The following is a 26,461-nucleotide window of genomic DNA, read 5'->3' on the forward strand; positions in this document are numbered from 1 at the left end:
AAAACGTAACTACTCTAACGAATCCTACAATGCCTGTTGTGCAATAAAACGGACTTTAATTGTTCTAACGAACACACATACCGTTATTGCTTCATTACAGTAACTACTGGACTTCTTTTAGCCAAATAACGGCTCTGGAGTTCGTTATAAGACAAAAACGTTACATTTTAATGAAATAAGCGTTTCTGAGTTCGTTAACGTATGTTACTTCAGCATATCTACATATTCCCCATAGACGTAGGCAACAGATCCTTTATAAGCAACCTTCACCCAACCGTGCTCAGTACCTAACACTTCAAAAACAGTACCTTTCGGCACAGCTGTATATATTTTCGCTTTTGAGGAAGCTTCAGCACGAACGTTCAAGAAATACGCCGTTACTTTTGCTTGCTTCTTCACGACCGGTTTTACTTCTGGTTTCGTTTCGGGTTTTGTCTCTGGCTTCATTTCCGGCTTTGGCTCCGGTTTTGGTTTTGGCTCTGGCTTTGGTTTTGGCTCTGGCTTTGGTTCTGGTTTTGGTTCTTTTGCCGCCTTTATAGCCGCATTCAGTTTTTGGTAGAACTCACCCTTTGTTTTAACGTGAGCAAACAACTCTTGCTTCACTTTCGCTTTTTCAGACAACTGTGCAATTTCTTCCTTAGTGACGGCATCCAAAATGTTAATAGAAGCTACATTCGTAAATTTGCCATCTTCCGTTTTAGGAATTTCCAAAATCCCTGAATTGATAAGTTCAACTACATCTTTACGAGCTGGCGAAGTTGTGTCCACACCAATCACTTTCCAGTTATTTTGAATGTCAGGCTCGTATACACCTTTTTTCACATCTTTCAAATAAGCGATCGCGCGATTACGAATCGTTCCATCCATTTCGCCAAATGCGCTTGCATCTTTAGAGGACCATAGTTGCTCGAATTTCCGACCTTCAAGTGCTCCTCCTTTTGCTATAAGAGCGTCCATACGGTATGCGTTCATACCCAGCTTGATCGTATCTTCCGTCTTAATAGATGTTCCATCTAGTTTACGCAAGTTCGTAATTCGGTCACCGTAAGGCTTCGTTAAATCAATTTCATATTTGACATTACCAAAGAAATCATTTGTGCTGTATTTGGACGCACGGCGTGTTTTATCGAAACTCACCGTTACATCTCCTGGTCTTGTAGAGTTAAAGTAACCCGCTGCCCATTCCATATAATCTTTTAAATCTTTACCCGTCACTTCGTATACGGTAACTTCACCGAGAGCGAATTGATAGTTATAAGCAATATCTTTTTTCTTAATAGGACCTATGTCGAGTTTAGCCTTATCGTTGTCAATTTGATGCGCCACTACATCAGCTTTACTGTAATACAGCATAACTTCATGGAAAAAATCGGATAGAGGAGTTTCCTGAGTTTGCACAGCAGGAATACCGTCAATTTCGTTTTTAGGAACTAGATTCGTTCCTTTAAGCTGAGCAACCTCGATGTTAGCATCTGCTCTTGCAAATTCGTGGTACGGCTGCAATGTCGATTCTAAATTCGGATCTGATAGTTCAGTTGTGCCGTCTGCCCCTTTAACTGGCATTGCCGCAGCTTTCTTATCTTTCAGCACTACTTTATCGCCTTGTTTTGTAAATGTAAGATCGATACGAGAAATATGAGTTCCGTATTTGTCTGGTTCAACAATTAAAACTCCGTTCACCGTTTCACCTTTTATAAGTTTATGCATATGACCTGCAAAGATAGCTGCAAGCTCCGGGTTCGCATTAGCAATATCAGCTACGCCAGTACCTGGAATACCGTTTTCATTTTCAAGTCCCATATGCATAAGGCCAACCATTACATCTACTTTACCTTCTAATTCTTTGATCGCTTTTTTCGTTTCTTCAACAGGATTTTTGAATACGAGACCATCCAAGTGATCGGTACCCTTTTCAAATTCAGTCGTCATCGGAGTATCCATCCCGATAATACCAACCTTTATGCCCGCTTTTTCAATAATCGTATAGGCAGGTAAAAAGCGATCACCATTGTCTTTATAAATATTTCCTGCTAGCATTTGGCCTTTATATTGAGAAGTAACCTTCTTGAACACATCTAGTCCAAAATTGAACTCATGATTGCCCATTACCCAAGCATCATAATTCATTTCATTCATAGCAACCATCATCGGAGACTTCGGCTGGTCATTAAACAACTCAGCTGAGTTTCCTTGAATCATATCACCTGCATCAAGTAAAATCGTATTCGGGTTTTCTTCACGCACTTTTTTGACAATTGTAAATAATTGCGTTAAGCTCCCGCTCGGATTAGCACCGTCTAGTGCATAGTCCCACGGCATAAATCGCCCATGAATGTCCGATGTACCTAAAATTGAAATCTGAGTTTCCGTACTTACGGCTTCTGCCGCTTTTACTGGTGCAGGGACGTACGTGACAACGCTTCCAAAAAACATTAAAGCTGCAATGACCACACTTACTGTTTTCTTAGCTTTCATTATGACTCTCCTTCGATGTGTTGAATTTCCGTAAACAAAATATCATTATACGGGTTGTCTTCAGTAGGGAGTCTACCATTTTTACCCTATCACTAGTAGCAACTTACTCATTCTATAATATAAGAAGTCATTTGGACATAGTGAAAATTAAATTGTTTATTAATAAACATCACAATATTTCCCTATACGTCTACTATTTTCAATGTGATAACATGTTATCGATTCAATATTATTTTTGTTAACCCCTAGCGCTTAGCTGTAAAATGTCACATAGACAAGCCGAAATACCCCCTGAGACTACAGAGAGCATTCCTGCTTACGCTTTTAAGAGTGATATTGATTATGGAGTTACTACGTCATACTCATCGATTTCAAATGTTAAAATTTTATTGAACAGCACATATTCCGCACGTGATTTAAATGGACCTTTATTCCACGTCTTCACAAACTTGTACGACTCTGATCCAGTACCTGAAGCTTTTAAGTCATACCACTGAATAAAGTTATTGATGTCTGTCATGGATAAATCGTATTCCTTCTCCAGTCCGTTGATCAACGTAATTGTCAAAATGCCGCGTCCGACGTAAGGTACTTGCGGTATAACTTGAACCTCACTGCTCTTCGCTGACTCATTACCATTAACGTCAACTGCTGTTACCTTAAAAGAGTATGCTACGCCATTAGTTAGCCCAGCAACTTTGTATGTTGCTGCAGTAACAGTTGCAACATATACATTGTCTTGATATATTTTGTAGCTTGCTAAATCAGACTCCGTGTTCGCCGTCCAATTTAGATCAGCCTCGGTGTTACCGGGGATGCCCTGCAAACCAGCAGGAATAGCAGGAGCGCTCGTATCAGGTGCTTGCGGTGTAACTTGAACCACACTGCTCTTCGCTGATTCATTGCCGCTTCCATCAACTGCCGTAACCGTGAACGCGTGGGCTACGCCATTAGTAAGCCCAGTAGCTTTATATGTTATTGCTGGTGCCGTAACAGTAGCAACATATACATTATCCTTGTATATTTTGTAGCTAGCCAAGTCAGGCGCAGTGTTCGCCGTCCAATTTAGATCGGCCTCGGCGTTACCTGGGATGCCCTGCAAACCAGTAGGTACACCGGGAGCCGTCGTATCAGGTGTTAAATGACCAAACACATCAAACTCAATAAGCGTCATGTTTCCTGATGTTCGACTATTTCTAAAAGATACTTTCGCAACATTGCTTACTGGAGTTGTTAAATCGATTGTAACCGTCAAAAAACCAGTAGTAGCCCGAATATAGTTGTGTGTAAAAATTGGGGTGTTTGATTGATCATAAAATATAATTTCTAAATTATCATCTGATCTTAGTTTTATACTATTTATTGTTACTAGTTGCGAAAAAGCATACCAACCCATTCTACGTGCACTAGAGTCTAGTAAATAAGATGTACCTTCATTTCCATCTGTCCACTGCGTATGAGTAGAATTAACCTGATTGGCGTTTGACCCTCCATTAATCGTTTTCCCTTGCAGTAGTCCTCCTGGATATGCACTTATTGTATTAGCAGTATTAAATAATGCCAATAAAAATGTGAACACTAATAAAGACGATAGAAACTTTTTCATTTGTTAGCCCTCCCAATCTTTTTTGAATAAACGAAATAGACTAGCTTATTAATCCTCTCCTTCCACTGGATAACACGCTAATCATAACCAATTATATACAACAATTACAGACTTTTAATGAAACCGTTTACATAATAAAATTGAAGGTTGTAGATGTGATACTATCACCCGATCTGAACGTAAAAAAGACGCTACCCGCAGTTAATTAACTGCGGCAACGTCTTTCATCATTATTTTACCCTTGTGCCTTTGCTTCACCGATAGCTAGCAGATCCTTCACCACTACACTTACCATGATGAGCCCAGCTACAGGTGGAACGAATGCATTACTTGCAGGAGGTTGCTGCGCTTTCCGAATCTCAGGCGCATTGTCAGGTACGATACGTTGTGTAACGTCCTCACGCGGCTTCATAGGCTCCTCGTCAGAGAAGACAACCTTAACGCCTTTCTTAATACCATCCTTGCGCAGCTTCGTCCGTACGACGCGTGCGATCGGATCCGTATGAGTCTTGGAAATGTCAGCAACCTTGAATCTAGATGGATCCATCTTGTTAGCAGCACCCATGCTAGATATAACCGGAATGCCCCGCTCCAAACATTGTTTGATGAGATGAATTTTATAAATGATCGTATCCGATGCATCTACAACATAATCAAGCTCATATGCAAACAGCTGCTCATACGTTTCTTCCGTATAGAACATACGCAAAGAGATGACATCACATTCTGGATTGATCAGCTTAATACGATCACGCATCAGGTCAGCTTTAGGCTGACCTACCGTAGTCGTTAACGCCATAATTTGGCGGTTAATGTTCGTAATATCCACAACATCTTTGTCGATCAAAATGATGCGACCAACGCCTGTTCTTGCCAGCGCCTCTGCCGCAATCGAGCCAACGCCGCCGATGCCAAGCACAGCTACCGTACTATTTTTCATCAACTCTAGACCCTCAGGACCTATCGCCAGCTCCGTTCGTGAAAATTGGTGTAGCATAGGGATGTTATCTCCTTTTAACTGGAACGTTATTTGTCTGTGCCTTCAGTTGTTGTAGTTGTTGTAGCAGTTGTTGCTGCTACTGGCTTAGGCTTAAGCACTGTACGGATGTGAAGCTGCTCAAGTTGAGAAAGCTCAACTTCAGATGGAGCGTCGCACAGTAGATCAGTTGCACTCGCTGTTTTAGGGAATGCAATTGTTTCTCTTAGGTTTGTGCGGCCAGTCAACAACATAACTAGACGGTCGAAACCGAATGCAATACCACCATGTGGTGGCGTTCCGTATTCGAATGCATCAAGCAAGAATCCGAATCTGTCTTGTGCTTCTTCTTTTGTGAAACCAAGTGCTTGGAACATTTGCTCTTGAACTTCACGTTTGTAAATACGCATCGAGCCGCCGCCCACTTCATAACCGTTCAATACAAGGTCATAAGCTTGTGCACGGATTTTACCTGGATCTGTATCGAAGTAATGAAGATCCTCTTCATTCGGACGAGTGAACGGATGATGTTCTGCAACATAACGTTTCGCATCTTCATCCCATCCTAGTAGTGGGAAGTCAACAACCCAAGCGAATTTAAATTTGGAATCGTCGATAAGTTTAAGGTCACGACCAAGTTTCAAACGCAAGTTACCAAGAACATCTGCTACTACTTTTGCTTTGTCAGCGGAGAAAGTAAGCAAGTCGCCTTCTTCAACTTGTAGACGCTCTGTAAGAGCAGCAATTTCTTCTGGCTTAAGGAATTTCACGATTGGACCGCGCCATTCGCCGTCTTTCACTTGAATCCAAGCAAGACCTTTACCACCGTAGCGAGCAGCAAACGGTTGTAGATCGTCTAGTTCCTTACGGCTCCAGCTCGCACAGCCCTTAGCGTTAAGTGCTTTAACAACACCACCGCCAGCTGCAACGCTTGCGAACACTTTCACGTCACTGCTTGCAACGATATCTGTAATATCTTCAATTTCAAGACCGAAACGAAGATCTGGTTTATCTGAACCATATTTGTTCATCGCATCTGCATACGTAATACGTTGGAATGGAAGCTCAATCTCAACATTGATCGTCTCACGAAGCAACTTAGCAGACAATTCTTCCATCATACCAAGCAACTGATCTTGAGAGAGGAATGAAGTTTCGATGTCGACTTGTGTGAACTCAGGCTGACGGTCAGCACGAAGATCTTCATCGCGGAAACAACGTGCGATTTGATAATAACGCTCAAGTCCGCCTACCATTAGCAACTGTTTGAAAATTTGCGGCGATTGCGGCAATGCGAAGAACTCACCTTCATGCACACGGCTTGGTACCAAATAGTCACGCGCGCCTTCTGGCGTACTTTTTGTCAAAATTGGTGTTTCTACTTCGATGAAGTTTTCGCCATCTAGGTAGTCACGGAATATTTTAGCTGCTTTCGAACGAAGCAACAATGTCTTTTGCATTTCTGGACGACGCAGGTCAAGATAACGATATTTCAAACGAAGTGACTCATCTACCTCTACGCCATCTTCAATAGGGAAAGGAGGTGTTTTAGCCGCATTCAGTACTTCAATTTCAGTTACACGAATTTCGATTTGGCCAGTAGCAAGGTTTGCGTTAAATGTTGCTGCATCACGCTCAACAACCTCACCTTTAACAGCAAGAACAAACTCATTACGAGCACGATCAGCGACAGCCAGAGCATCGCCAGAAAAATCCGGGTTAAATACGACTTGAACAATTCCTGTACGGTCGCGAAGGTCAATAAACAATACGCCACCCAAATCGCGACGACGTTGTACCCAGCCGTTCAAAGTTACTGTTTGTCCTACTTCTGCTTTTGTTAACGTTCCGCAGTTATGCGTTTTTAGCATCGTCATGTTTATTCTCCTCTTTGTATGTTAATTGTATGGACTAGAACTGTGGTGTTTATCCCTTAAGTTCTTCGGCAATTGCGGTAAGAGCGACCATGCGTTGCTCACCTTTTGCCATATCTTTAAGCGCTATTTCACCACGAGCAATTTCATCATCGCCCAAGATAGCTGTAAAACGTGCGCCAAGACGATCGGCAGACTTAAGCTGTGCCTTCATCTTCCGGCCTTGATAATCACGTTCTGCTCTAACCCCTTGTCGTCTAAGCTGGTGTACTAGCTTAGTTGCCTCACGATCAGCTGCTTCACCAAGCGCAACAATGTATACATCAATTTCATTTAGATTCGGTAGCTCAGTCTGCTGGTGTTCAAGTAACAATACCGCACGCTCAAGCCCAAGTCCAAGCCCAACACCAGGTTGTTCAGGTCCACCGATATCGGAAACTAAACCGTTGTATCTACCACCGCCGCCTATCGTATCAATAGCACCTATACCTTCAGCTTTGTATTCAAACGCTGTGTGAGTATAGTAATCCAATCCGCGAACAAGACGGTGATTGATCGTGAATGGAATGTCCATATCCGTTAAGCTTTGTTTCACTTTCTCGAAATGGATGCTGCACTCTTCATCAAGGCTATCCAAAATGGATGGTGCATCAGTGAAATGTGCTTGATCAACTTTACAATCGAGAACACGAAGCGGATTGCGGTCAATACGCGATTGGCAGTCCTTACAAAGCAATGAACGCTTAGGATCTAGGAATGACAGTAGTTTCTCTCTAAAAGCAGCTCTTACAGCAGGTGTTCCAACAGAGTTAATTTCAACCTGTACTCCCTTTAGACCTATCTCTGTAAAGAAAGTGTATCCAAGAGCAATAACCTCTGCATCTAATGCTGGCTCGACAGAGCCAATCGCTTCAACACCAAATTGGTGGAACTGACGGTAACGTCCAGCTTGTGCACGCTCATACCGGAACATAGGCCCGATATAACTAAGCTTGCTTATTTCTGGATCACCAAACAATTTGTTCTCTACATAGGAACGAACAACACCTGCTGTACCTTCAGGACGTAATGTTAAACTCCGATCACCACGATCAATGAATGTGTACATCTCTTTCTCAACGATATCCGTTGTTTCTCCAACACCACGCTTAAATAGATCTGTTGATTCGAATAAAGGTGTACGAATTTCGCGGAAGTTAAATCGTCTGCAAATATCGCGTGCTATTCCCTCCACGTACTGCCATTTCTCAACTGTTCCTGGTAAAATGTCCTGCGTTCCAGGCGATTTTTGAAATTTCATTGTATTCCCTCCTCACATAATTACGTTAAATAAATGTCACCCTATTTTTGAAAACAAAAAAACTCCCGCTCCTAACGGCATCGCCGTAGGGACGAGAGTATATCTCCCGTGGTACCACCCACATTCCAAATGTTACATTTAGCATGAACACTCGCTTCAAAACGGGTAACGTCCGTTATTCGCAGCCCAGCTATTAAGTAAGTTCGCCTGTAAAGACGTCTTGCCTTTCGCCGTCTGTTCTCGGGGAGGTCTTTCATTCAACCGGTATAAGGATGCTTGCAGCCAATTGGCATCCCTCTCTGCGTATCACGTGTTAAATTACTTTATCCCGTCAAAGAATCACTATTTAATTATACTGATTGTTAATTTTACTTGGCGATTGAACGAAAGTCAAGAATTGCGGTGACGAAATTTGTCTTTTGGTTCCCAAACCACCCTGAAGACAGAAAAAAACCTGCACACACGTTGCAGGTCCAAAATAAAGTATATTTTTAAAAAGGGGGTCGAGATTTATTATAGGTTAGTGATGTTAAGGGAACGTTAGAGATTCGTTACAGATATATTACAAATTAGAAAGCGTTTTTATGACAAAGAAGGAAAGCGGTCATCAGGACATTCTACTCCCCGAATCCTGCACGCCTTGAAGGCAATGGTCTGCCATCCCATTCCTCTGCCACTTCCATATTCGAATCGATCTCAGCTATTAAACGAGCTTCTCTAAGATCGGGATTGAGCAATATTTTTGCTGAACGTTCTAATCCTTGTTCTTTCCTAGATTGATGCATAGCTGGCATTCCTCCAACAAGTGTTGCCGCAATATGATTTCTCCTTACGGCTTATCCTTATTGTTACCAGCAGTCGATATCTTAAGCACCGCTCTCCAAAATGATCGTAACCGGCCCATCATTCGTAAGCTGTACGTCCATCATTGCACCAAACTTACCCGTCTCAACCTGAAGTCCAAGTTCTTGAAGCGTTTTGTTGAAGGCGTCATACAGCACCTCTGCTTGCTCTGGCCTTGCTGCTGCCATGAAATTAGGTCTTCTTCCCTTTCGGCAATCGCCGTAAAGAGTGAATTGGGATATGGACAATACCGCACCACCAACATCAAGAACGGACAAATTCATCTTTTCGGATTCATCCTCAAAAATTCTAAGCCCAGCAATTTTATCTGCCATCCAGCGTACATCCGACATCGTGTCTTCATGCGTAATCCCGACTAGGAGAACTAAACCGGATTCTATCTCTCCTGTCACATTTCCTTCGACAGTTACTTTGGCACCTTTGCTTCTCTGCACAACAACCTTCAACGTGTAACTCTCCTTTATTGCATAATGCGCTGAACGGAATAAACATCCTGTACCCGCTTAATCTTCTCTACAACCGCAGATAGATGATCGATATTGCGAATGAGCACCGTCATATGAATAAGCGCCATCTTCGTCTTAACAGACCGACCAGTAACAGCAGATATATTCGTTTTGCTCTCGGATACAGCTTGCAACACTTCGTTTAAGAGACCTCTGCGATCATGACCGGTAATTTCAATGTCCACACTATAATTCGCTTCAATCGACTCTTCCCACTCAACTTCGATGACACGTTCTGCTTCTTCGCCATCCATTCCGAATGGGATGTTTAAGCAGTCCATACGATGGACAGAAACACCGCGCCCGCGTGTAATATAACCAACGATAGCATCACCAGGTACGGGGTTACAACATCGAGCAAATCGAACAAGCAAGTTATCGACACCTTTAACCGTTACACCATGGTTAGGTCTATTTTTACGATGAGCTGTCTTAATTTCTTTCTTCTCACCATTAAGCTCAATTAGATTTGCTTCTTCTGCTTCTTTGCGAAGTCTTTCTGTCAGCTTTGTGCAGATTTGAGCAGCTGTTATGCCACCAAAACCAATAGCAGACATCATATCTTCAATATCGTTAAAAGCAAACTTTCCTGCGGCTTCTTGCAACTTATCATCTGACAACCATGCGGAAGGCTCGAGTCCAAGTCGTTTAAGCTCACGCTCAAGTAGATCGCGGCCTTTAGCCACATTCTCTTCACGCTTCTCTTTTTTAAACCATTGACGAATTTTACTGCGAGCATGTGAAGACTGCGCAATCTTTACCCAATCTTGGCTAGGTCCATACGAATGTTTCGATGTTAAAATTTCTACAATATCACCGGTCTTAAGTTTATGGTCTAACGGTACTATCCGTCCGTTCACTTTCGCTCCAATTGTCCGATTCCCTACTTCAGTATGAATCCGGTAAGCAAAATCGAGCGGAACAGAGCCAGCAGGCAATTCGATAACTTCGCCACTTGGTGTAAATACGAACACTAAATCGGCGAAGAAGTCCATTTTGAGCGACTCCATAAACTCGGAAGCATCACGCGCTTCATTCTGAAGCTCCAATATTTCTCTAAACCAAGACATCTTATCTTCAAAGTTGCCATCGGGTACAACCATACCTTCTTTGTAAGCCCAATGCGCTGCTATTCCGTATTCCGATGTCCGATGCATTTCCCACGTTCGAATTTGTACTTCAGTCGGTTCGCCTTTAGGCCCAATAACGGTCGTATGGAGAGACTGATACATATTCGCCTTCGGCATAGCTACATAATCTTTGAATCTGCCAGGCATCGGCTTCCAAAGCGTATGAATAATGCCTAATGTCGCATAACAGTCTTTAATATTGTCAACGATAATTCGAATAGCAAGCAGGTCATAGATTTCATTAAACTGCTTGTTACGGGCTGTCATCTTTTTGTAAATACTATATAAATGTTTCGGTCTGCCGGATATGTCGCCTTCGATGCCCATTTCGTCCAGCTTCTCGCGAATGCGTAAAATAACATCTTCAATGAACTGCTCCCGCTCCGCGCGCTTTTTCTTCATCAAATTGGCAATTCGGTAATACTGTTGTGGATTGAGGTACCGAAGCGCGATATCCTCCATCTCCCACTTAATAGCCGAAATACCAAGCCGATGAGCGATCGGACAGAAAATTTCTAATGTCTCATAAGCAATACGCCGCTGTGATTCCTCTGATTGGTATTTTAGCGTGCGCATATTGTGCAAACGGTCCGCGAGCTTAATAAGAATAACGCGAATATCTTGCGCCATAGCTACAAACATTTTGCGATAATTTTCATTCTGTTGTTCTTCTTTAGATTGAAACCTAATTTTCTCAAGCTTGGTCAATCCATCAACCAGCATTGCACAAGTTTCACCAAATTTCGCACGGACGGTTCCTAAATCTACTGTCGTATCTTCAACAACATCATGAAGAAGCGCTGCAATTATCGACAGCACGTCCATACCCATATCCACCAATATGTCAGCAACCGTTACCGGATGCAAAATATAAGGCTCTCCCGATTTCCGCACTTGTCCGTGATGGGCTTGCTCTGCGAAATCATAGGCTTCCTTGATGCGTATGAGGTCCTGCTCTTTCATATAGACGGATGCCTTCTCAAGTAACTGCTCTATGCCCATGAAACGACCCTTTCCAAGCGTAAACGGTTAACGCCATCTTTTCTTTTATACAACGGATTTCCGTTCAGTCAAATTCCGAGTTTTCTAATATTATGCCTTTAACAACGCCGCCCCGTCAACTTCCATCAAAAAAAATAAGCCGCCAGCTTTATCACGTCGATAGACGTAATAACAATTGGCGGCTCTTGTTTAGTCATTTTAAGAGCAGTTATCTCTATTCGTATGTCATAATCGAGGACACTTCAATACCGTCTAATTTCTCACGGCCATTCAAATATCCAAGCTCAATTAGAAATGCTGCGCCTACTACTTCTCCGCCAAGTTGGCGAATCAAATCGATGGAAGTAGCAATTGTTCCGCCAGTAGCAAGCAGATCATCAGCGATCAAAACACGCTGGCCTGGGCTAATCGCATCTTTGTGCATAGCAAGTTGATCATTGCCATACTCCAAAGCATAACTTGCAGTAATCGTTTCGCCTGGAAGCTTACCACTCTTACGAATTGGAGCAAAACCTACTCCTAATGCAATCGCAAGCGGAGCACCTACTACGAAGCCACGAGCTTCTGGACCTGCAATAACATCAATTTTTAGATGTTCTACAGCAGCTCTCATCTCTTCAATAACAGCACGATACGCCGGACCGTCCTTTAACAAGGTCGTAATATCTTTGAAGCGAATACCTGGCTGTGGGAAATCCGGTATAACGCGAATGTAATCTTTGAAATTGTATGTGACTTTGGACACGATTGGTCAACCCTTTCTTTACGTACAAAATAATCTTGTTAATGGAGCACATTGAAGCGATCTGTTCGCTCCTTGGCTGTGCAATAATGTTTCGAAGATGTCAATTCACGCTTTTCCGGTGAAGGAACTGCCTGGAAGTTACTACCCGTTATTTCGATAAACTTCAACTCTTCGAATACGTCAAGCATAAGCCGAACAGCATCTGCCGTCAAGCCGATTTGCTGCGCTAGTCTTTCGGATAAGCCAAGCAGTGGAGCTTGACCTATTCTACGTAGCTGCTGATACACACTCCCAAACTGTTCACGACTTGGAAATATAGGAAGCGGCGCAGGCTCATAATGAAGATCATGCAACATCAATTGCGGCTTTTTGGCGCCATTCCATTCATTAATCGAAAGTTCGCCAACAATGTCAATTGCACATCCTTTATGAAGCGTTGCTGCGAGCTCCCCTTTACCGAAGGCAATGACATCCAGAAGTTTCCTCCCGCTACCGAGCGCAAGTTTGAGATGTTTAGCTTCCTTACCAATCGCACGCTTATCAGCTAGTTCCATACCTTCAAATAGAAATCTTGGCGAACGATTGCCAATTCCGAACGGTTCGAGAAGTGAAAGTTGTGTAATCGTCTCAAGACTTGCATCTTCCAAGCTACACTGAATATCAATGGCCGATCTTGGAATCCAGTCGTCGTCACTTAACCATTCTAGTGCTAGCTGAGACATACGCGCCTCCAACTGCTCTAGATGATCACGATGAAGAGTCATACCAGCCGCCGCTTGATGGCCACCGTAATGATCGAGTAAATCTTCGCATCTCGTCAATGCAGCGTGAAGATCAAATCCTTCAATTGAACGAGCAGAACCTTTGCATTTACCTGTTTTTTCATCAATACCAAAAATAATAACTGGTTTATAATGACGCTCTAGTAGTTTCGATGCGACAATACCGATAACGCCAACATTCCATCCCTCAGCACCTAATAAAATGACTGCGGGGCTATCATTGCCTGATGTTGCTGCAATTTGCAGTTTCGCCTGCCATCGTTCTTCCGCTTCCTGTACAATCGTTTCCACAATTCTCTGTCGTTCTTTGTTGAGATTGTCGAGACCTATAGCTTCAAGAATGGCAACATCATAATCAGGAGTTGTCAGCATCTCTACAGCCCGTCTAGCATGATCTAGTCTACCAGCGGCATTCACGCGTGGTCCCATGCCAAAAGCAATGCTAGATGACGTTATCGACTCTAATTCAATCCCCGTAACTTCAGCCAAAGCTCGAAATCCAATGCTTGCATCGCTTCGAATCCTATCTAGCCCATATCGAACCAAAATGCGATTTTCATCAGCGAGTGGCATTAAATCAGCAATTGTACCAAGGCTAACGATATCCGTAAACTCCAGAGGAGGTCGATCAAGCAGTGCACTAGCCAGCTTGAACGCTACTCCTACCCCTGCAAGTCCTTTAAAAGGATAATTGCAATGCGCTTGTTTGGGATTAATGATTGCACAAGCATTTGGGAGTACTTCGGGAGGTTCATGATGATCGGTTACTATAACATCTATTCCTAATGAATTGGCATATTCCACTTGCGTGTAAGCGCTTATTCCAGTATCAACTGTTACAAGTAGCTTAACGCCTGCATCCGCTGCTTTAGTAATTGCATCGTTATTTAGCCCATATCCTTCAATCGCGCGATGTGGAATGTAATAATCGAAGTCCAATTTCATTTCACGAAACACGTGGACGAGCAATGAAGTACTTGATACGCCATCAGCATCGTAATCGCCATAAATACGCACCTTTTCACCATTTTCAATTGCTGATTGAAACCGCTTAACAGCGACCTTCATCCCATGCAATAAATAAGGATCATGCAGATGCTCTTCACCGCCATACAGAAACTGACGAGCGCTGCTTTGCTCTCTAAAGCCTCTTTGCACGAGCAACTTTGCAACTAAAGGTGGCAACCCTATTTCCTCGCTCAATCGACTGGCATCTCGTTCTTCCGGGTCAGCCCACGGAGCAACATCCCAACGTGTTTTTCTATGGATCATCAGGTCAACTCCTTTCCTGCTGTCGTACTTGCTATTGCAGCAGTGTCGGCATCTGCTCCTGATTAGGGTCGTGATTAGATTTATACGGGTATCCCGGATCGTAAGGTTCTACATAGATCGATACATCAGATAGATGGGTGAATCGATGCATTAAGAGCAACTTGACCCTCTTAGCGATATCTTGACCTTCCAAAACTGAGATACGCGGATTAACACTAATGACTATTTCCGCAATAACATAATGTCCATGCTCCTTAGCACGGAGTGATTGCACCGTGACGACGCCTTCGACACGTTGAACAACCTGCATCAAATCATCCACAGACTCTTCCATGTCCGTTTCCTTGCGTTTACCACGAACGCTCCGAAGCAGATCGTCCAACACGTTTTCCCATAAGCGCTTCCTGCTTGCAGGATACTTCTTTTCTTCTCGCTGTCTGGTTGACATTTTGTACCTCCTACAAGGTTTTGCGAAGCAAAACCTACATCGTAAGCATTCACCCAAGGTTTTGCGAAGCAAAACCTACATCGTAAGCATTAAAGCTACTCCATTAAGGAGTAGCTTTTGCAGCAGCAGCTTTAGGCTTTTGCTTTTGATTACGTTTAAACAAGTACCACAATGGGCTTGCAATAAAGATCGTTGAATATGCACCGCTAACCAAACCTACAAGAAGAGCAAGACAGAACATCTTAATTGATGGACTTCCGAGTAGGAAAATACTTACGGTTACGATGACAACTGTCAATACCGTATACAAGTTCCGTGCCATCGTCTGCCAAATACTAGCATTAACAATTTCCGCTAAATGGCTGTGGCTTTTTATTGTCGTAAAACGTAAGTTTTCACGAATACGGTCAAAAATAACAATTTTATCATTGATGGAATATCCAAGTGTCGTTAGAACGGCAGCAATAAACGGCAAATCAACCTCAAAACGGAAGATCGAGAATATCGCAATAACGACAAAGCTATCATACAAAATGGAAATATTCGCTGCTAACGCAAAGCGCCACTCGAAACGTGCCATTACGTAAAGCATAATACCAAAGCTTGCGACCAAAATCGCCCAAATCGTTTTAATACCAAGTTCTCGAGCTAAATCAGCAGAAACAACGTTAACCTCAGAAGATATGTCATCACCAAATTTTGCTTTCATAGCATTTAACACTTTATTGGTTTGCTCTTGATTTAAAACATCGTCAAACCGAATAGAAATTCGATCATTATTAGCTCCACCAACGGTATGAGCTGCTTCACCATAACCAGCAGTAGTTAGTGCTTCCGTCACTTGTTGTTGTGTAACTGCCTTGCTTACCGAGATGTCCATATTTGATCCTGCTTTAAAATCGACGCCAAAATTCATTTGAAATAGTAATAACGATACAATACCGGCAATCGTCAGAGCGATTGAGAAAATAAAATATTTGTTTCGGTTACCTACAACATCATATCGGATCTTCGTATCATAGTTCACGAATTTCACTCTCCTTCACACCATAGTAGCTCGGTTTCATAAACTTGTTGCTCCGAACAAGCAGTGTCATCAAGAAGCGAGCGAAGAAAATATTCGTTAGAATACTAACTAGAATACTAAAAATCATCGTTAGCGCAAATCCTTTAATTGCACCATCTCCGATAACATATAGGACACCACTAGCAATAATACTCGTAATATTCGCGTCCATAATGGTACGGAATGAGTTTTTGGAGCCTGCTTTTAGAGATGAGAACATACTCTTACCACTACGAATTTCTTCTTTAATCCGCTCAGCAGTAATAATGTTGGCGTCAACCGCCATACCGACACCAAGAACAAATGCCGCGATACCCGGCAATGTTAATGTTGCGTTCATCAAATTTTGTACAAGGATTAACAACCACGCATAAGTAATAATCGTAATAGATGCAACTACACCTGGAATACGGAAAATAATGACCATAAACACTAGTACAATCAACGATCCGATAATACCAGCAGTGACTGTGTCTTTGAGCGATTCCATACCAAGTTTAGCACCAACACTTTGTGTATATTTCTCTTCCAATTTAAGTGGGAGAGAACCCAAGTTGATTTCATCGCGAAGCTTGTTAGCTTCTGCAACGGTAGCATTTGGACCAAGTGTAATTGTAGCTGATGAACTACGGATTTCATTAGAAACTCCTGGTCTGGATATTTCCTTATCATCCATATAAATAGCCAAGTATTGTCCGATTAAACTTTTTGTTACATCACCAAATTTATTGGCATCTTTTAATTGAATAGATACGAGCGGTTTACCAAGCCCATCATATTCAACAGCCGCACCATTTTCTTTAAAATCCAAACCAGTTAGCTTAACCGTTCCATCAGGCGCACGGAACGTTAAGTGGACAGGTTTAGACAACTTTTCACGAACCGCATTTTCATCTTCAACACCAGGAAGCTTGACTCGAATACGATCTTTTCCTTCTGTTGTAATTTCCGGCTCAACAAGTCCCTCACTATCAATCCGTTTCTGTAGACTTATTGCCGTTTGTTTTAGCGATTCTGGTGTTACTGCTTCTCCACCCTCGAGTGGCGAAGCTTCATACAACACCTCGAAGCCGCCCTTCAAATCTAGGCCCAGCTTCACATCTTTTACGATTGCTGGGCTTGTCCCAACGATAACGGCGAACATAACAACCACTATCGCAAGGAAGGTAATTATTCTCTTCCCGAACATACTTCTGAATCCCCCTTATGATCTCAATATTGCTATTATACAGATGCAGTAAAAACGAGTCAAAAAGAAAGAACCCATTTTTTTAAAATGGGTTCCCTTTATATGCGCTCATCGTCATAAAATTCATGAATTGAGTTACCTTGAGTGAGAGGATGTCATTGACTAGTTGATGTAGTTCAGGCTGTCCTGTCTTCACATATTTGGCGTTCACGCATTCCCATACTTCATTACCAGTCACATGCTCATAGCCGATTAATCGAAATTCCTCCGCTTTACTGAGACATAACTCTTTGATCGTAGCAGCTAGCTCTTCATCTACCATGCCACACCTCCTCGTTTGCAATGCTGTTCAATATGTATTCGATGCTCAGTAATCATTTTCCTGCACCAGAAGATGAGATGAGTAAAAATGACAGACATGTAAAGGGACATGCCGCGCATAAAGTGATAATAAAGCATGTACACGAAATGCTAACTGGTCTATTCAGAAGGAGATGAGGTCGTCAATTATGACGAAACAAACATTTATTAAAGGAGCTATGATCCTCCTTGTCGCTGGCATTATTAATCGTCTGCTCGGCTTTGTGCCTCGAATAGCGCTACCAAGAATTATTGGAGCAGAAGGCGTTGGACTGTATCAGCTTGCCTACCCTTTCCTAATCGTTATGTTAACCATTATTACAGGCGGTATACCGCTTGCCATCGCAAAGTGGATAGCTGAGGCAGAATCACAAGGCGATACAAAGCAGGTTAAACATATTTTCCGCACTGCGATGATATTGACGATTACGATTGCTACTGTTCTAACGATAGCGATGTTATTATTTGCACCGTTTATTATCAGATACGTATTACCTGACGCCCGTGTCTACCGAGCATTTCTAATGATGACTCCGTTATTACTCATAATAGGTGTCTCTTCTGTTTATCGTGGTTATTTCCAAGGAAAACAAAATATGATTCCGAGTGCAATTTCTCAAATTACAGAAACGGTCATAAGAATTATTGGGTCCCTTTTTCTCGCTTACTTCTTTTTACCCTATGGATTGGAATGGGCTGCAGCTGGTTCTATGCTTGGTGTTGTTGCAGGTGAAATTGGTGGATTATTGGTCATGTTGTGGAAGTACAAACGTGAGAAGAAACCCGAATATGCAACAGAAAACGAACTATCCCAAAACATGCCACGTCATTCAACACCTATTTTGAAACGGTTGCTCGGGTTATCTATCCCAGTAACTGGCAGTAAGATGGTTGGTTCGATATCCTATTTGTTGGAATCCATATTTACTGCACGAGGATTAGCTGCAGCAGGTATTGCTACTGGTGCCGCTACGGCACAATATGGTGCATTACAAGGAATGATTATCCCATTGTTGTTGCTGCCAACTGCACTGACATCTTCATTAGCAGTATCGTTAATACCATCACTTTCAGAAGCTGCTGCTCGAGGAGATAAGGCACTCATTCACAAAAGGCTACACCAATCGATGCGAATTGCTCTAGTGTCCGGTGCACCTTTTGTTGTCGTCATGACATTGTTTGCTGAACCTTTATGTCGGATGGTTTACGCACATGCAGAGATAGCACCCATGCTTCAATGGATGGCACCAATTGGTCTATTTATTTATTTGCAAGCTCCACTCCAAGCAGCCCTCCAAGCACTTAACAAAGCTGGGACAGCTCTCATGAATACATTCGTAGGCGCTGCAGTAAAGCTTATTTTAATCGTGCAACTAGCGTCCGATCCTGAGTTAGGCATTTATGGTGCGTTAATTGCGATTAACGTCAACATCGTATTAGTGACTATTTTACATGCCATAAGTGTCATGAGATTTATTGGGTTTTCAATGAAAATGCTCGATTTTCTAAAGGTGGGATCGGCCATGATCATTATGGGAGCTGTTGCTCACTGGATCATGAATCAGACACCGTTATCTCAGGAATGGGTCAATTTAATTTTGGCATGCCTATGCAGTGCAATCGTCTACCTGCTCCTTATGGTATGGATGAAAATAATCGATCGTTTTGACCTTGCACGAATTCCTTGGCTCGGGACATTGTTTAAGTAAGTCTCTTTTGATTCACATCAACAAAGAGTCTTCCTTTATGATCAATCGTACATAGGAATACTTCTTTAAAATCATTAACTTTCTGTTCTTGAAGCACATTTTTGAGCCAAAATCGCGTTTTTTCAATTTTTTCTAAGTTTTCATCTTGTACTTTTCCATCCATAATTAACGGTATTGGCAAAATTTCATAGCGATAATTAATCGGTATAATCTTTTCACGACCTGTAGCAACTAGGGTTCGATTAGATTTTTCAACATCTGCATGTTGCTTTTTCCGATCACTACCAAATGCTACTTCAGACTCCTCAGCTCCATCCTTTGGAATTACAGATAATTTTCCGCTTGTTTCCAAAATGGCGAATTCAACATCTGCAACAGATGTGATCTTGTTTTCACGTAGTTGCAACATCAGGTCATCCAAGTTATACCGTTGCTTGCGCATAACATCTCTGTTTATTTTCCCTTTTGCAATAATAACGCTGGGCTTTCCATCAAACAACAACCGGAGTTTACGATTATTCATCGATATCATAGCTGTACTTATTTGAATGAGCAGTAGAACTACCATAGGTACAATCCCATCCCACATCGGTCGATCTACATCCTCAATGACAATTACTGCTATTTCTGCAACCATAACCGAAATAACGAGATCGAGCACTGAAAGTTTGCCGATCTCTCGCTTTCCCATAAACCGCATGATCAAAAATACGACGAAATAGATAACGATCGTCCGGATCAACAGGCTCCATGTTTCCAATGGTAAGCGCCTCCTCGAAAGTAGCATATTGACTGTTCAACCAGCCTTAAGCTCGTAAAGCTATTCTGACCTCCTACTGTTCACATCATACGAACACAAAGACACGAATATATGGCAATTCCATTACACCAAGTAACAGAATTTCCCGTATAACCTGTACTATTCCACAATGCTTGACCATATGGATAAGTAATACAACCTTTTTGATTGTCCAACAAAATGGAAATAGGAGGAATAGGATGAGTTCCGTCAAGCAAGCTCCTAAACCGCTACTTATTGGATCACCTCTACTAGCGGGTGTTGTTTTTTCCTTGATATGGTTAGGCATTGGTGCATTGTTTTTATCCTTTATGTTACATTTTACAAACATGAAGGAAAGTGAGCTTGGTACATATGCACTTCTCGTACATGTCTTCTCTGCCCTTGCAGGAGGCTTTACTTCCGGCAAACGTTCTGAACGCAAAGGTTGGTATAATGGCGGTACACTTGGTTTGTTCTATGGCATTATCGTCATTATTGTTAGTTTTTTGGCCGCTGACGCAACTTTATCCTGGGACAGCGTGTTGATGTTAGGCTCTGCACTACTTTCGGGTATTCTCGGGGGAGTCGTCGGGGTTAATCTAAAGAAATAAAGAAACGGCCCGCAGAATTAATCTACGGGCCGTTTCTTTATTAAGTATTATTCAGTTGGAGCTGGAGCCGATGCAGAAATTGTATTGATTGCACTACGCTCGAACGTCATTTTTGTTGTATCGTTGACACGAATAACAACAGTATCATCTGTTAGTTCCACGACTGTGCCGTGCAAACCACCGATTGTCGTAATTTTGTCGCCTTTTTTAATCTGATTTAGCATTGCTGTACGCTGTTTTTGTTTCTTCTGTTGCGGACGAATAAGCAAGAAATAGAAGACTGCGAACATAAGTACAAACGGCAGAATCATACCCCAAATACTTCCACCTTCAGCTGCTGCTGCTTGAAATATCGACATTGAATTCACCCCTTTCAAAATCCTTTATCATTATCATTAAGGCCGTACGTTTCGAAGAATGTATCCCGGAAATCAAGTAGCCGGTCTTCCATAATCGCTTGACGAACGTCTCTCATGAGTTGAATCAAAAAGTGTAAGTTATGATACGTCGTCAATCGAATACCAAACGTTTCATCGGCCTTCAGCAAGTGCCTTATGTACGCTCGGGAATAATTTGTGCAGGTATAGCAAGAGCAATTTGGATCCAGTGGACCAAAATCTTCTGCATACTTAGCGTTACGAATGACTAGTCTTCCATTGCTCGTCATGGTTGTCCCATTTCTAGCAATACGAGTCGGCAAGACGCAGTCAAACATGTCTATTCCTCTGATCGAGCCTTCAATTAACGCATCTGGAGAACCAACACCCATTAAATAACGGGGTTTGTCCGCAGGAAGATAGGGAACTGTATAATCTAGAACGTCATACATCAGATGTTTAGGCTCACCTACGCTCAATCCTCCAATAGCATACCCCGGGAAATCCATGGAAGTCAAATCTTTAGCGCTCTGAATACGCAAATCTTTGTGCATACCACCTTGTACGATAGCAAATAACGCTTGATCCTCTGGACGAGCATGTGCTTTAAGACATCTTTCTGCCCAACGAGAAGTACGCTCTGTCGATTGTTTCACATATTCGTATTCAGCTGGATAAGGAGGACATTCGTCAAAAGCCATCATAATATCAGGACCAAGTGCGTTTTGAATTTCCATAGCTACTTCTGGTGACAGAAACAGCTTATCACCATTCAAGTGCGAGCGGAAATGAACGCCCTCTTCCGTAATTTTACGCATTTCGCTAAGGCTAAACACTTGGAATCCACCACTATCTGTTAGTATAGGGCGATCCCAGTTCATAAACTTGTGAAGTCCGCCTGCACGTTTTACGATATCATGTCCTGGGCGAAGAAACAGATGGTACGTGTTGCTCAAAATAATATGGGCATCCATAGCTTTAAGCTCTTCAGGGCTCATCGTCTTCACCGTTGCCTGAGTGCCTACTGGCATAAACGTTGGTGTTTCGATAATGCCATGAGGGGTATGAACGCGACCGAGGCGCGCTCCCGATTGTTTACATTGTTTTATAAATTCGTATTTTACAGCCACAATTCACGCTTCCATTCTACATGATTAGTAAATAAACATTGCATCTCCGAAGCTAAAGAAACGATATTTCCGCTCAATTGCTTCATGATATGCCTTCATAACTTCATCTCTTCCAGCAAGTGCACTAACTAACATAACTAACGTTGATTTAGGCAAATGAAAATTAGTTAACAGCGCATTTACTAACTTAAACGTATAGCCAGGGAAAATAAAAATAGAAGTCCAACCACTGCATGCTTCGATCTCACCTTCTTGGAACCTTGAAGCTACCGTTTCAAGAGTGCGGGCAGAAGTAGTTCCAACTGCAACTATACGTGCACCATTTCGTTTAGCCTCATTGAGAATAGAAGCATTACTTTCGTCCAGCTCGTAATACTCAGCATGCATCTCATGCTCTTCTACCGTATCTACTGACATAGGACGGAACGTTCCTAGACCGACATGAAGTGTTACGTAGGCAAGCTTCACACCTTTTGCCTCTAGCCTACTTAGGAAAGCTTCAGTGAAGTGTAGACCTGCTGTAGGCGCAGCGGCAGAGCCCTCATGGCGGGAATATACCGTCTGGTAACGTTCCCTCTCATCCAGTCGCTCTTTAATATAAGGTGGAAGGGGCATCTCTCCTAGTCGATCAAGCAACTCTTGGAATATGCCTTCATATCGGAAGCGAATGATGCGTGAACCCATATCACCCATCGACTCAATTTCTGCAGTCATGAGCGGGTTACCGTTACCATCATCACCGAATTGAAGGATTGTCCCAATCTTTAGCCGTTTCGCAGGTTTAGCAAGTGTCTCCCATCGATCTTCGCCAAGCTGCTTAAGAAGTAGCAATTCCGCTTTTGCACCGGTGTCACTTTTACTTCCCATTAGTCTAGCTGGTATAACTCTTGTGTTGTTTAAAACAAGGACATCTCCAGCATGCAAACTATCCTCCAGATCTGTAAAGACGCTATGCTGGATCTCTCCATTGCTTTTATTTAATTTTAGCAATTTTGAAGCCGTTCTCTCTTCCAGCGGTGTCTGTGCAATCAACTCTTCAGGTAATTCGAAATTAAACCATTCTACATTCATATCGTCTCAATCATTCCTTAGCAATGGTTATACCGTTGTAATAGTATTTCAAAATATATTGATAGTCATACCCTTGCTTTGCCAGAGAAAGCGCACCGTATTGGGATAAACCGACCCCATGACCGAAGCCAGTGCCATTAAACTGGAATGCCGGATCTTTTGTTGCTGCTCTTACATTATCGTTACCGTCTAGGACATACACATGTTTGTCGGTTAAAGCAGCCGATTTCCCACCTGCACCCATGACATAAAGCTTTTTACTATCGTCTATCCTAGTACTTTGCAAACCTTGGGTACCTTGCACAACTAATTTCCCTGTTTCTTCAATTTCAAATAATGTGCTTGGTAATGATCCACCATGTCCTAAAATGGAGCGAATGCTGTCTGGCGACGAAATCGTTAATTTCTGTCCATTTACCGTCAATTCGTTTGCTCTACCCGAGATTCCCCGTTTGCTAACTTCAATAGAAGTAATTGTTCCCGCTATTTTCGGGTTAACTCGAGCATTAATTGTTGTTAGTAGCTCAGCATCAGTGAATGGTCCACGAATCCAGTTCATCGGATTCGATTCAATAACCTTTTTGAGCACGACTACTTCAGAACCTTTTGGTAACTTTGCTACAACTGGAATAGTGTCCTGAATAATAGGATGTCTACGAATGTTCGTATTGTCAGTTGTTAGTGCTAAAATACGGCTTCCTGCTGCTGTTTTTCTGCCTGTATCCGTAGCAAGATCTTCACGAATATACCCAATTAGACCACTCGGAAGTACGATCTGATACCAGCTAAGTAGTCCAACTTGAGAAGAATCATCTGGACTTTTTACCGACTTCAAGTACGGAATTGCATTTTTCCATACGTCAGAAGCATCTGCCGTTTGTCCTCCACCATTAGATGAGAATACAGCTTCGATGACTTTCCCATTATACAAAGCGACCTCACCAGCAGTTGCGTTCACTGCTTCGGTGGATGTCGGTTTTTCAACGCCTGCACCATAATACGCTTGGCTTAACGTAGTGTCGACTACATGCGCAATTTGGAAGCCAAAACCTTTGTTAAGCGCATAAGAACGAGCAGCAACAGCTTGTGCCTTAAGTGCTTCTATCGGCCAACTTGAATACATTTCAACTGCTACAACGGAGTATAAATATTGTTCGAATGGAAGCTCATTAATGACAGCAAGTTTCCCATTAAAGGTACTTAGTTCAAACTGACCACGATATGTACGTTTACTTCGTTCCAGCAAACCAATTGTATCTGAACCAGCAGGAGATATCCATACTTTCATACTGTTGTTCGGAAACAAATAAAGTTCGTTCAAACTACTTTCCTTTGCGCTTAACGAATGATCATTTAAAAGCAACATATGTCTGGAGTCTTTAGCAACTGCCTTTAGACTTGATCCATTCGGAAGATTTATTGCAGCTGCTTTAATTTGAGCTAGCTCTTCTTCCGTTGTTGCTGCTCCAACCATTACTGAAAAGGCTAGTTCACCAATAGCAAGCTGTCTTAATGAGATAAATGCATTTAAGCCAGCAGCTCCATATGCGTTTACTGTCGCTTCAGCTTCAGCCTTATTTTTAAGTTGTGACGTTTCCAAATACAACGGACCGCGCAGCACTGGCTTAAACCCAGTAATTATACTTGCGAGTTTCGGATCAGCACTCCAACGACTTACGGCAGTTTTACCCTCAGCAAAGGTCGCGTAAGCCCCTTCAGAAACTTGGAACTGAACGATACCGTTTTTTGTAGATGAAGTTAGATACGCTGATCCTTTAAGAGACATTATGTACTGATATACAGCTAGAGCAGCACCAAAGTTGTTTGATTCGAGCAAAGTAACTTTAAAATCATCTAATGCGAATCGCACATTTTGTTTTGCTGGAACTGTGAACCAGCCTTTCTCTCCATCTGGCTCTCGAACACCGATACTGAGGCCACCATTAGAATGAAAAGTAGCTGCAGGTGTTGTCGCAGTATATTTGCCTGGCAATTGCATGAACATCCCTACGCGAATCGTATCAAGGGTTGGCACTGCAGCTTGAGACGGTTGTACCGACCATAGTGATATTAGCATCATAAAAACAATTGAGGTTAACACTAAACGTTTCATAGACATGTTAAACTTCATTATTAAACTCCTTCCTATTCGGGTATGATCAAGAAATTGATTTACACACGTTTTGGAAGAGGCAATCCTAAATGGGTATATGCGCTATCAGTTGCAATTCTACCTCTTGGTGTGCGCTGCAAAAACCCAATCTGCATCAAATATGGCTCATATACATCTTCAATTGTTTGACTTTCTTCCCCAATCGTTGCTGCTATCGTATCGAGTCCTACTGGTCTTCCAGAGAAACTTGTCATCATCGCATGCAACATTTTATGATCAATATGATCTAGTCCCCTTGGGTCAACCTGAAGTAATTCCAATGCCGAACGGGCAATCTCATGTGTAATCACGCCGTCTCCTCGTACTTGAGCAAAATCACGAACACGCTTAAGCAAACGATTAGCTATCCGAGGCGTTCCTCTTGATCGCATTGCAATCTCCATTGAAGCTTCTCCTACAGTTGAGACACCTAATATTTCAGATGCACGAGATACGATAAATGCAAGCTCATCTACGGTATAAAACTCAAGTCGGCTCACAACACCAAATCTATCACGTAGTGGGGCAGATAGAAGTCCCGCTCTCGTTGTCGCTCCAATTAACGTAAATGGAGGAAGATCAAGTCGAACGGAACGTGCGCTTGGGCCTTTTCCAATCATTATGTCTAATGCAAAGTCTTCCATGGCGGGGTACAAAACTTCTTCTACCGTTCGGTGAAGACGATGGATTTCGTCAATAAAAAGAACGTCGCCTTCTTGAAGATTCGTTAGAAGCGCCGCAAGGTCTCCAGGCCTTTCAATTGCTGGACCGGAAGTCGTTCTTAAATTAACACCAAGCTCATTGGCAATTATGTTAGACAATGTCGTCTTACCAAGTCCGGGAGGACCATACAACAATACATGATCAAGTGCTTCCTTCCGCATCTTGGCTGCCTCTATATAGATCGTCAAATTTTCTTTGACTTGGTTCTGTCCAATATATTCTGCTAAATATCGCGGCCGCAAACTAAGTTCAACCGCCTGTTCATCCATCATGAGGTTTGCGGAAATGATTCGATCGTCCATAACCATAAGT

General features: G+C 42.4%; 22 protein-coding genes. 2 read left to right on the plus strand and 20 right to left on the minus strand.

Annotated features, from left to right (window positions below; genetic code table 11):
* Positions 1-204 precede the first annotated feature (204 nt).
* From I6N90_RS04710 to I6N90_RS04775, 14 genes are all read right to left on the minus strand, one after another.
* Positions 205-2,475, minus strand: a complete 2,271-nt coding sequence (locus I6N90_RS04710) for a 5'-nucleotidase C-terminal domain-containing protein (protein ID WP_197934310.1) — start codon at positions 2,473-2,475, stop codon at positions 205-207.
* A 340-nt stretch (positions 2,476-2,815) separates the two neighbouring features.
* On the minus strand, positions 2,816-4,081 hold the full coding sequence (locus I6N90_RS04715; RefSeq protein ID WP_197934311.1) for a fibronectin type III domain-containing protein: 1,266 nt from the start codon (positions 4,079-4,081) through the stop codon (positions 2,816-2,818).
* Positions 4,082-4,316: 235 nt separating this feature from the next.
* Positions 4,317-5,078, minus strand: a complete 762-nt coding sequence (locus I6N90_RS04720; protein WP_197934312.1) for a tRNA threonylcarbamoyladenosine dehydratase — start codon at positions 5,076-5,078, stop codon at positions 4,317-4,319.
* Positions 5,079-5,107: 29 nt separating this feature from the next.
* A complete protein-coding gene (gene aspS / locus I6N90_RS04725) occupies positions 5,108-6,928 on the minus strand; it encodes an aspartate--tRNA ligase (RefSeq protein WP_197934816.1) in 1,821 nt (606 codons plus the stop codon).
* Positions 6,929-6,983: 55 nt separating this feature from the next.
* A complete protein-coding gene (gene hisS, locus I6N90_RS04730; protein ID WP_197934313.1) occupies positions 6,984-8,231 on the minus strand; it encodes a histidine--tRNA ligase in 1,248 nt (415 codons plus the stop codon).
* Between the two features lie 617 nt (positions 8,232-8,848).
* Positions 8,849-9,016: a hypothetical protein gene (locus tag I6N90_RS04735; protein WP_197934314.1), complete on the minus strand. Its 168-nt coding sequence runs from the start codon at positions 9,014-9,016 to the stop codon at positions 8,849-8,851.
* 81 nt (positions 9,017-9,097) lie between these two features.
* A complete protein-coding gene (gene dtd, locus I6N90_RS04740) occupies positions 9,098-9,541 on the minus strand; it encodes a D-aminoacyl-tRNA deacylase (RefSeq protein WP_197934315.1) in 444 nt (147 codons plus the stop codon).
* 14 nt (positions 9,542-9,555) lie between these two features.
* The gene (locus I6N90_RS04745) at positions 9,556-11,733 is read right to left on the minus strand and encodes a RelA/SpoT family protein (RefSeq protein ID WP_197934316.1); all 2,178 of its coding nucleotides are present in this window, start codon (positions 11,731-11,733) and stop codon (positions 9,556-9,558) included.
* 214 nt (positions 11,734-11,947) lie between these two features.
* The gene (locus tag I6N90_RS04750; RefSeq protein WP_197934317.1) at positions 11,948-12,478 is read right to left on the minus strand and encodes an adenine phosphoribosyltransferase; all 531 of its coding nucleotides are present in this window, start codon (positions 12,476-12,478) and stop codon (positions 11,948-11,950) included.
* A 38-nt stretch (positions 12,479-12,516) separates the two neighbouring features.
* A complete protein-coding gene (gene recJ, locus I6N90_RS04755; RefSeq protein WP_197934318.1) occupies positions 12,517-14,532 on the minus strand; it encodes a single-stranded-DNA-specific exonuclease RecJ in 2,016 nt (671 codons plus the stop codon).
* 31 nt (positions 14,533-14,563) lie between these two features.
* On the minus strand, positions 14,564-14,980 hold the full coding sequence (locus I6N90_RS04760) for a cation transporter dimerization domain-containing protein (RefSeq protein WP_197934319.1): 417 nt from the start codon (positions 14,978-14,980) through the stop codon (positions 14,564-14,566).
* A 103-nt stretch (positions 14,981-15,083) separates the two neighbouring features.
* Entirely contained in the window at positions 15,084-16,007 is a 924-nt protein-coding gene (gene secF, locus I6N90_RS04765) for a protein translocase subunit SecF (protein WP_197934320.1), read from the minus strand.
* Complete coding sequence (gene secD / locus I6N90_RS04770) at positions 15,997-17,235, minus strand: protein translocase subunit SecD (protein ID WP_197934321.1); 1,239 nt, start codon at positions 17,233-17,235, stop codon at positions 15,997-15,999. The genes secF and secD overlap by 11 nt, the downstream gene beginning before the upstream one ends.
* Before the next feature lie 82 nt (positions 17,236-17,317).
* Positions 17,318-17,557: a post-transcriptional regulator gene (locus tag I6N90_RS04775; RefSeq protein WP_197934322.1), complete on the minus strand. Its 240-nt coding sequence runs from the start codon at positions 17,555-17,557 to the stop codon at positions 17,318-17,320.
* Positions 17,558-17,744: 187 nt separating this feature from the next.
* Between I6N90_RS04775 and spoVB the strand changes: the two genes are divergently transcribed.
* Positions 17,745-19,304 carry a stage V sporulation protein B gene (spoVB, locus tag I6N90_RS04780; RefSeq protein ID WP_197934323.1) on the plus strand — a complete coding sequence of 520 codons (1,560 nt, stop codon included), beginning with the start codon at positions 17,745-17,747 and terminating at the stop codon, positions 19,302-19,304.
* Here the strand turns inward: spoVB and I6N90_RS04785 are convergent.
* Positions 19,297-20,091: a DUF421 domain-containing protein gene (locus I6N90_RS04785; protein ID WP_197934324.1), complete on the minus strand. Its 795-nt coding sequence runs from the start codon at positions 20,089-20,091 to the stop codon at positions 19,297-19,299. The genes spoVB and I6N90_RS04785 overlap by 8 nt on opposite strands.
* A gap of 212 nt (positions 20,092-20,303) precedes the next feature.
* On the opposite strand from I6N90_RS04785, the gene I6N90_RS04790 reads away from it, so the two are divergent.
* Positions 20,304-20,696: a TIGR04086 family membrane protein gene (locus I6N90_RS04790; protein WP_197934325.1), complete on the plus strand. Its 393-nt coding sequence runs from the start codon at positions 20,304-20,306 to the stop codon at positions 20,694-20,696.
* Positions 20,697-20,743: 47 nt separating this feature from the next.
* On the opposite strand, the gene yajC is transcribed toward I6N90_RS04790, so the two are convergent.
* The 5 genes from yajC to ruvB are packed head-to-tail and all read right to left on the minus strand — an operon-like array spanning position 20,744 to position 26,451.
* A complete protein-coding gene (yajC, locus tag I6N90_RS04795) occupies positions 20,744-21,055 on the minus strand; it encodes a preprotein translocase subunit YajC (protein WP_197934326.1) in 312 nt (103 codons plus the stop codon).
* Positions 21,056-21,069: 14 nt separating this feature from the next.
* A complete protein-coding gene (tgt, locus tag I6N90_RS04800) occupies positions 21,070-22,206 on the minus strand; it encodes a tRNA guanosine(34) transglycosylase Tgt (protein WP_197934817.1) in 1,137 nt (378 codons plus the stop codon).
* A gap of 21 nt (positions 22,207-22,227) precedes the next feature.
* Positions 22,228-23,274, minus strand: a complete 1,047-nt coding sequence (gene queA / locus I6N90_RS04805; protein ID WP_197934327.1) for a tRNA preQ1(34) S-adenosylmethionine ribosyltransferase-isomerase QueA — start codon at positions 23,272-23,274, stop codon at positions 22,228-22,230.
* Positions 23,275-23,284: 10 nt separating this feature from the next.
* Positions 23,285-25,405 (minus strand): SpoIID/LytB domain-containing protein, encoded by a 2,121-nt coding sequence (locus I6N90_RS04810; protein WP_197934328.1) that lies wholly within the window; start codon positions 25,403-25,405, stop codon positions 23,285-23,287.
* A gap of 41 nt (positions 25,406-25,446) precedes the next feature.
* Positions 25,447-26,451, minus strand: coding sequence for a Holliday junction branch migration DNA helicase RuvB (gene ruvB, locus I6N90_RS04815; protein WP_197934329.1), 1,005 nt, complete (start codon positions 26,449-26,451; stop codon positions 25,447-25,449).
* Positions 26,452-26,461 lie beyond the last annotated feature (10 nt).

Source organism: Paenibacillus sp. GSMTC-2017 (assembly GCF_016019935.1).
GTDB lineage: Bacteria > Bacillota > Bacilli > Paenibacillales > Paenibacillaceae > Pristimantibacillus.

Coding starts and splice junctions, on each gene's coding strand:
- I6N90_RS04810 (WP_197934328.1), bottom strand. CDS start 25,405: ATGAAGTTTAACATGTCTATGAAACGTTTAGTGTTAACCTCAATTGTT.
- I6N90_RS04710 (WP_197934310.1), bottom strand. CDS start 2,475: ATGAAAGCTAAGAAAACAGTAAGTGTGGTCATTGCAGCTTTAATGTTT.
- I6N90_RS04775 (WP_197934322.1), bottom strand. CDS start 17,557: ATGGTAGATGAAGAGCTAGCTGCTACGATCAAAGAGTTATGTCTCAGT.
- I6N90_RS04715 (WP_197934311.1), bottom strand. CDS start 4,081: ATGAAAAAGTTTCTATCGTCTTTATTAGTGTTCACATTTTTATTGGCA.
- I6N90_RS04735 (WP_197934314.1), bottom strand. CDS start 9,016: ATGCATCAATCTAGGAAAGAACAAGGATTAGAACGTTCAGCAAAAATA.
- recJ (WP_197934318.1), bottom strand. CDS start 14,532: ATGATCCATAGAAAAACACGTTGGGATGTTGCTCCGTGGGCTGACCCG.
- queA (WP_197934327.1), bottom strand. CDS start 23,274: ATGAATGTAGAATGGTTTAATTTCGAATTACCTGAAGAGTTGATTGCA.
- I6N90_RS04785 (WP_197934324.1), bottom strand. CDS start 20,091: ATGCTACTTTCGAGGAGGCGCTTACCATTGGAAACATGGAGCCTGTTG.
- ruvB (WP_197934329.1), bottom strand. CDS start 26,451: ATGGACGATCGAATCATTTCCGCAAACCTCATGATGGATGAACAGGCG.
- I6N90_RS04790 (WP_197934325.1), top strand. CDS start 20,304: ATGAGTTCCGTCAAGCAAGCTCCTAAACCGCTACTTATTGGATCACCT.
- I6N90_RS04720 (WP_197934312.1), bottom strand. CDS start 5,078: ATGCTACACCAATTTTCACGAACGGAGCTGGCGATAGGTCCTGAGGGT.
- aspS (WP_197934816.1), bottom strand. CDS start 6,928: ATGCTAAAAACGCATAACTGCGGAACGTTAACAAAAGCAGAAGTAGGA.
- hisS (WP_197934313.1), bottom strand. CDS start 8,231: ATGAAATTTCAAAAATCGCCTGGAACGCAGGACATTTTACCAGGAACA.
- secD (WP_197934321.1), bottom strand. CDS start 17,235: ATGTTCGGGAAGAGAATAATTACCTTCCTTGCGATAGTGGTTGTTATG.
- spoVB (WP_197934323.1), top strand. CDS start 17,745: ATGACGAAACAAACATTTATTAAAGGAGCTATGATCCTCCTTGTCGCT.
- I6N90_RS04745 (WP_197934316.1), bottom strand. CDS start 11,733: ATGGGCATAGAGCAGTTACTTGAGAAGGCATCCGTCTATATGAAAGAG.
- I6N90_RS04760 (WP_197934319.1), bottom strand. CDS start 14,980: ATGTCAACCAGACAGCGAGAAGAAAAGAAGTATCCTGCAAGCAGGAAG.
- yajC (WP_197934326.1), bottom strand. CDS start 21,055: ATGTCGATATTTCAAGCAGCAGCAGCTGAAGGTGGAAGTATTTGGGGT.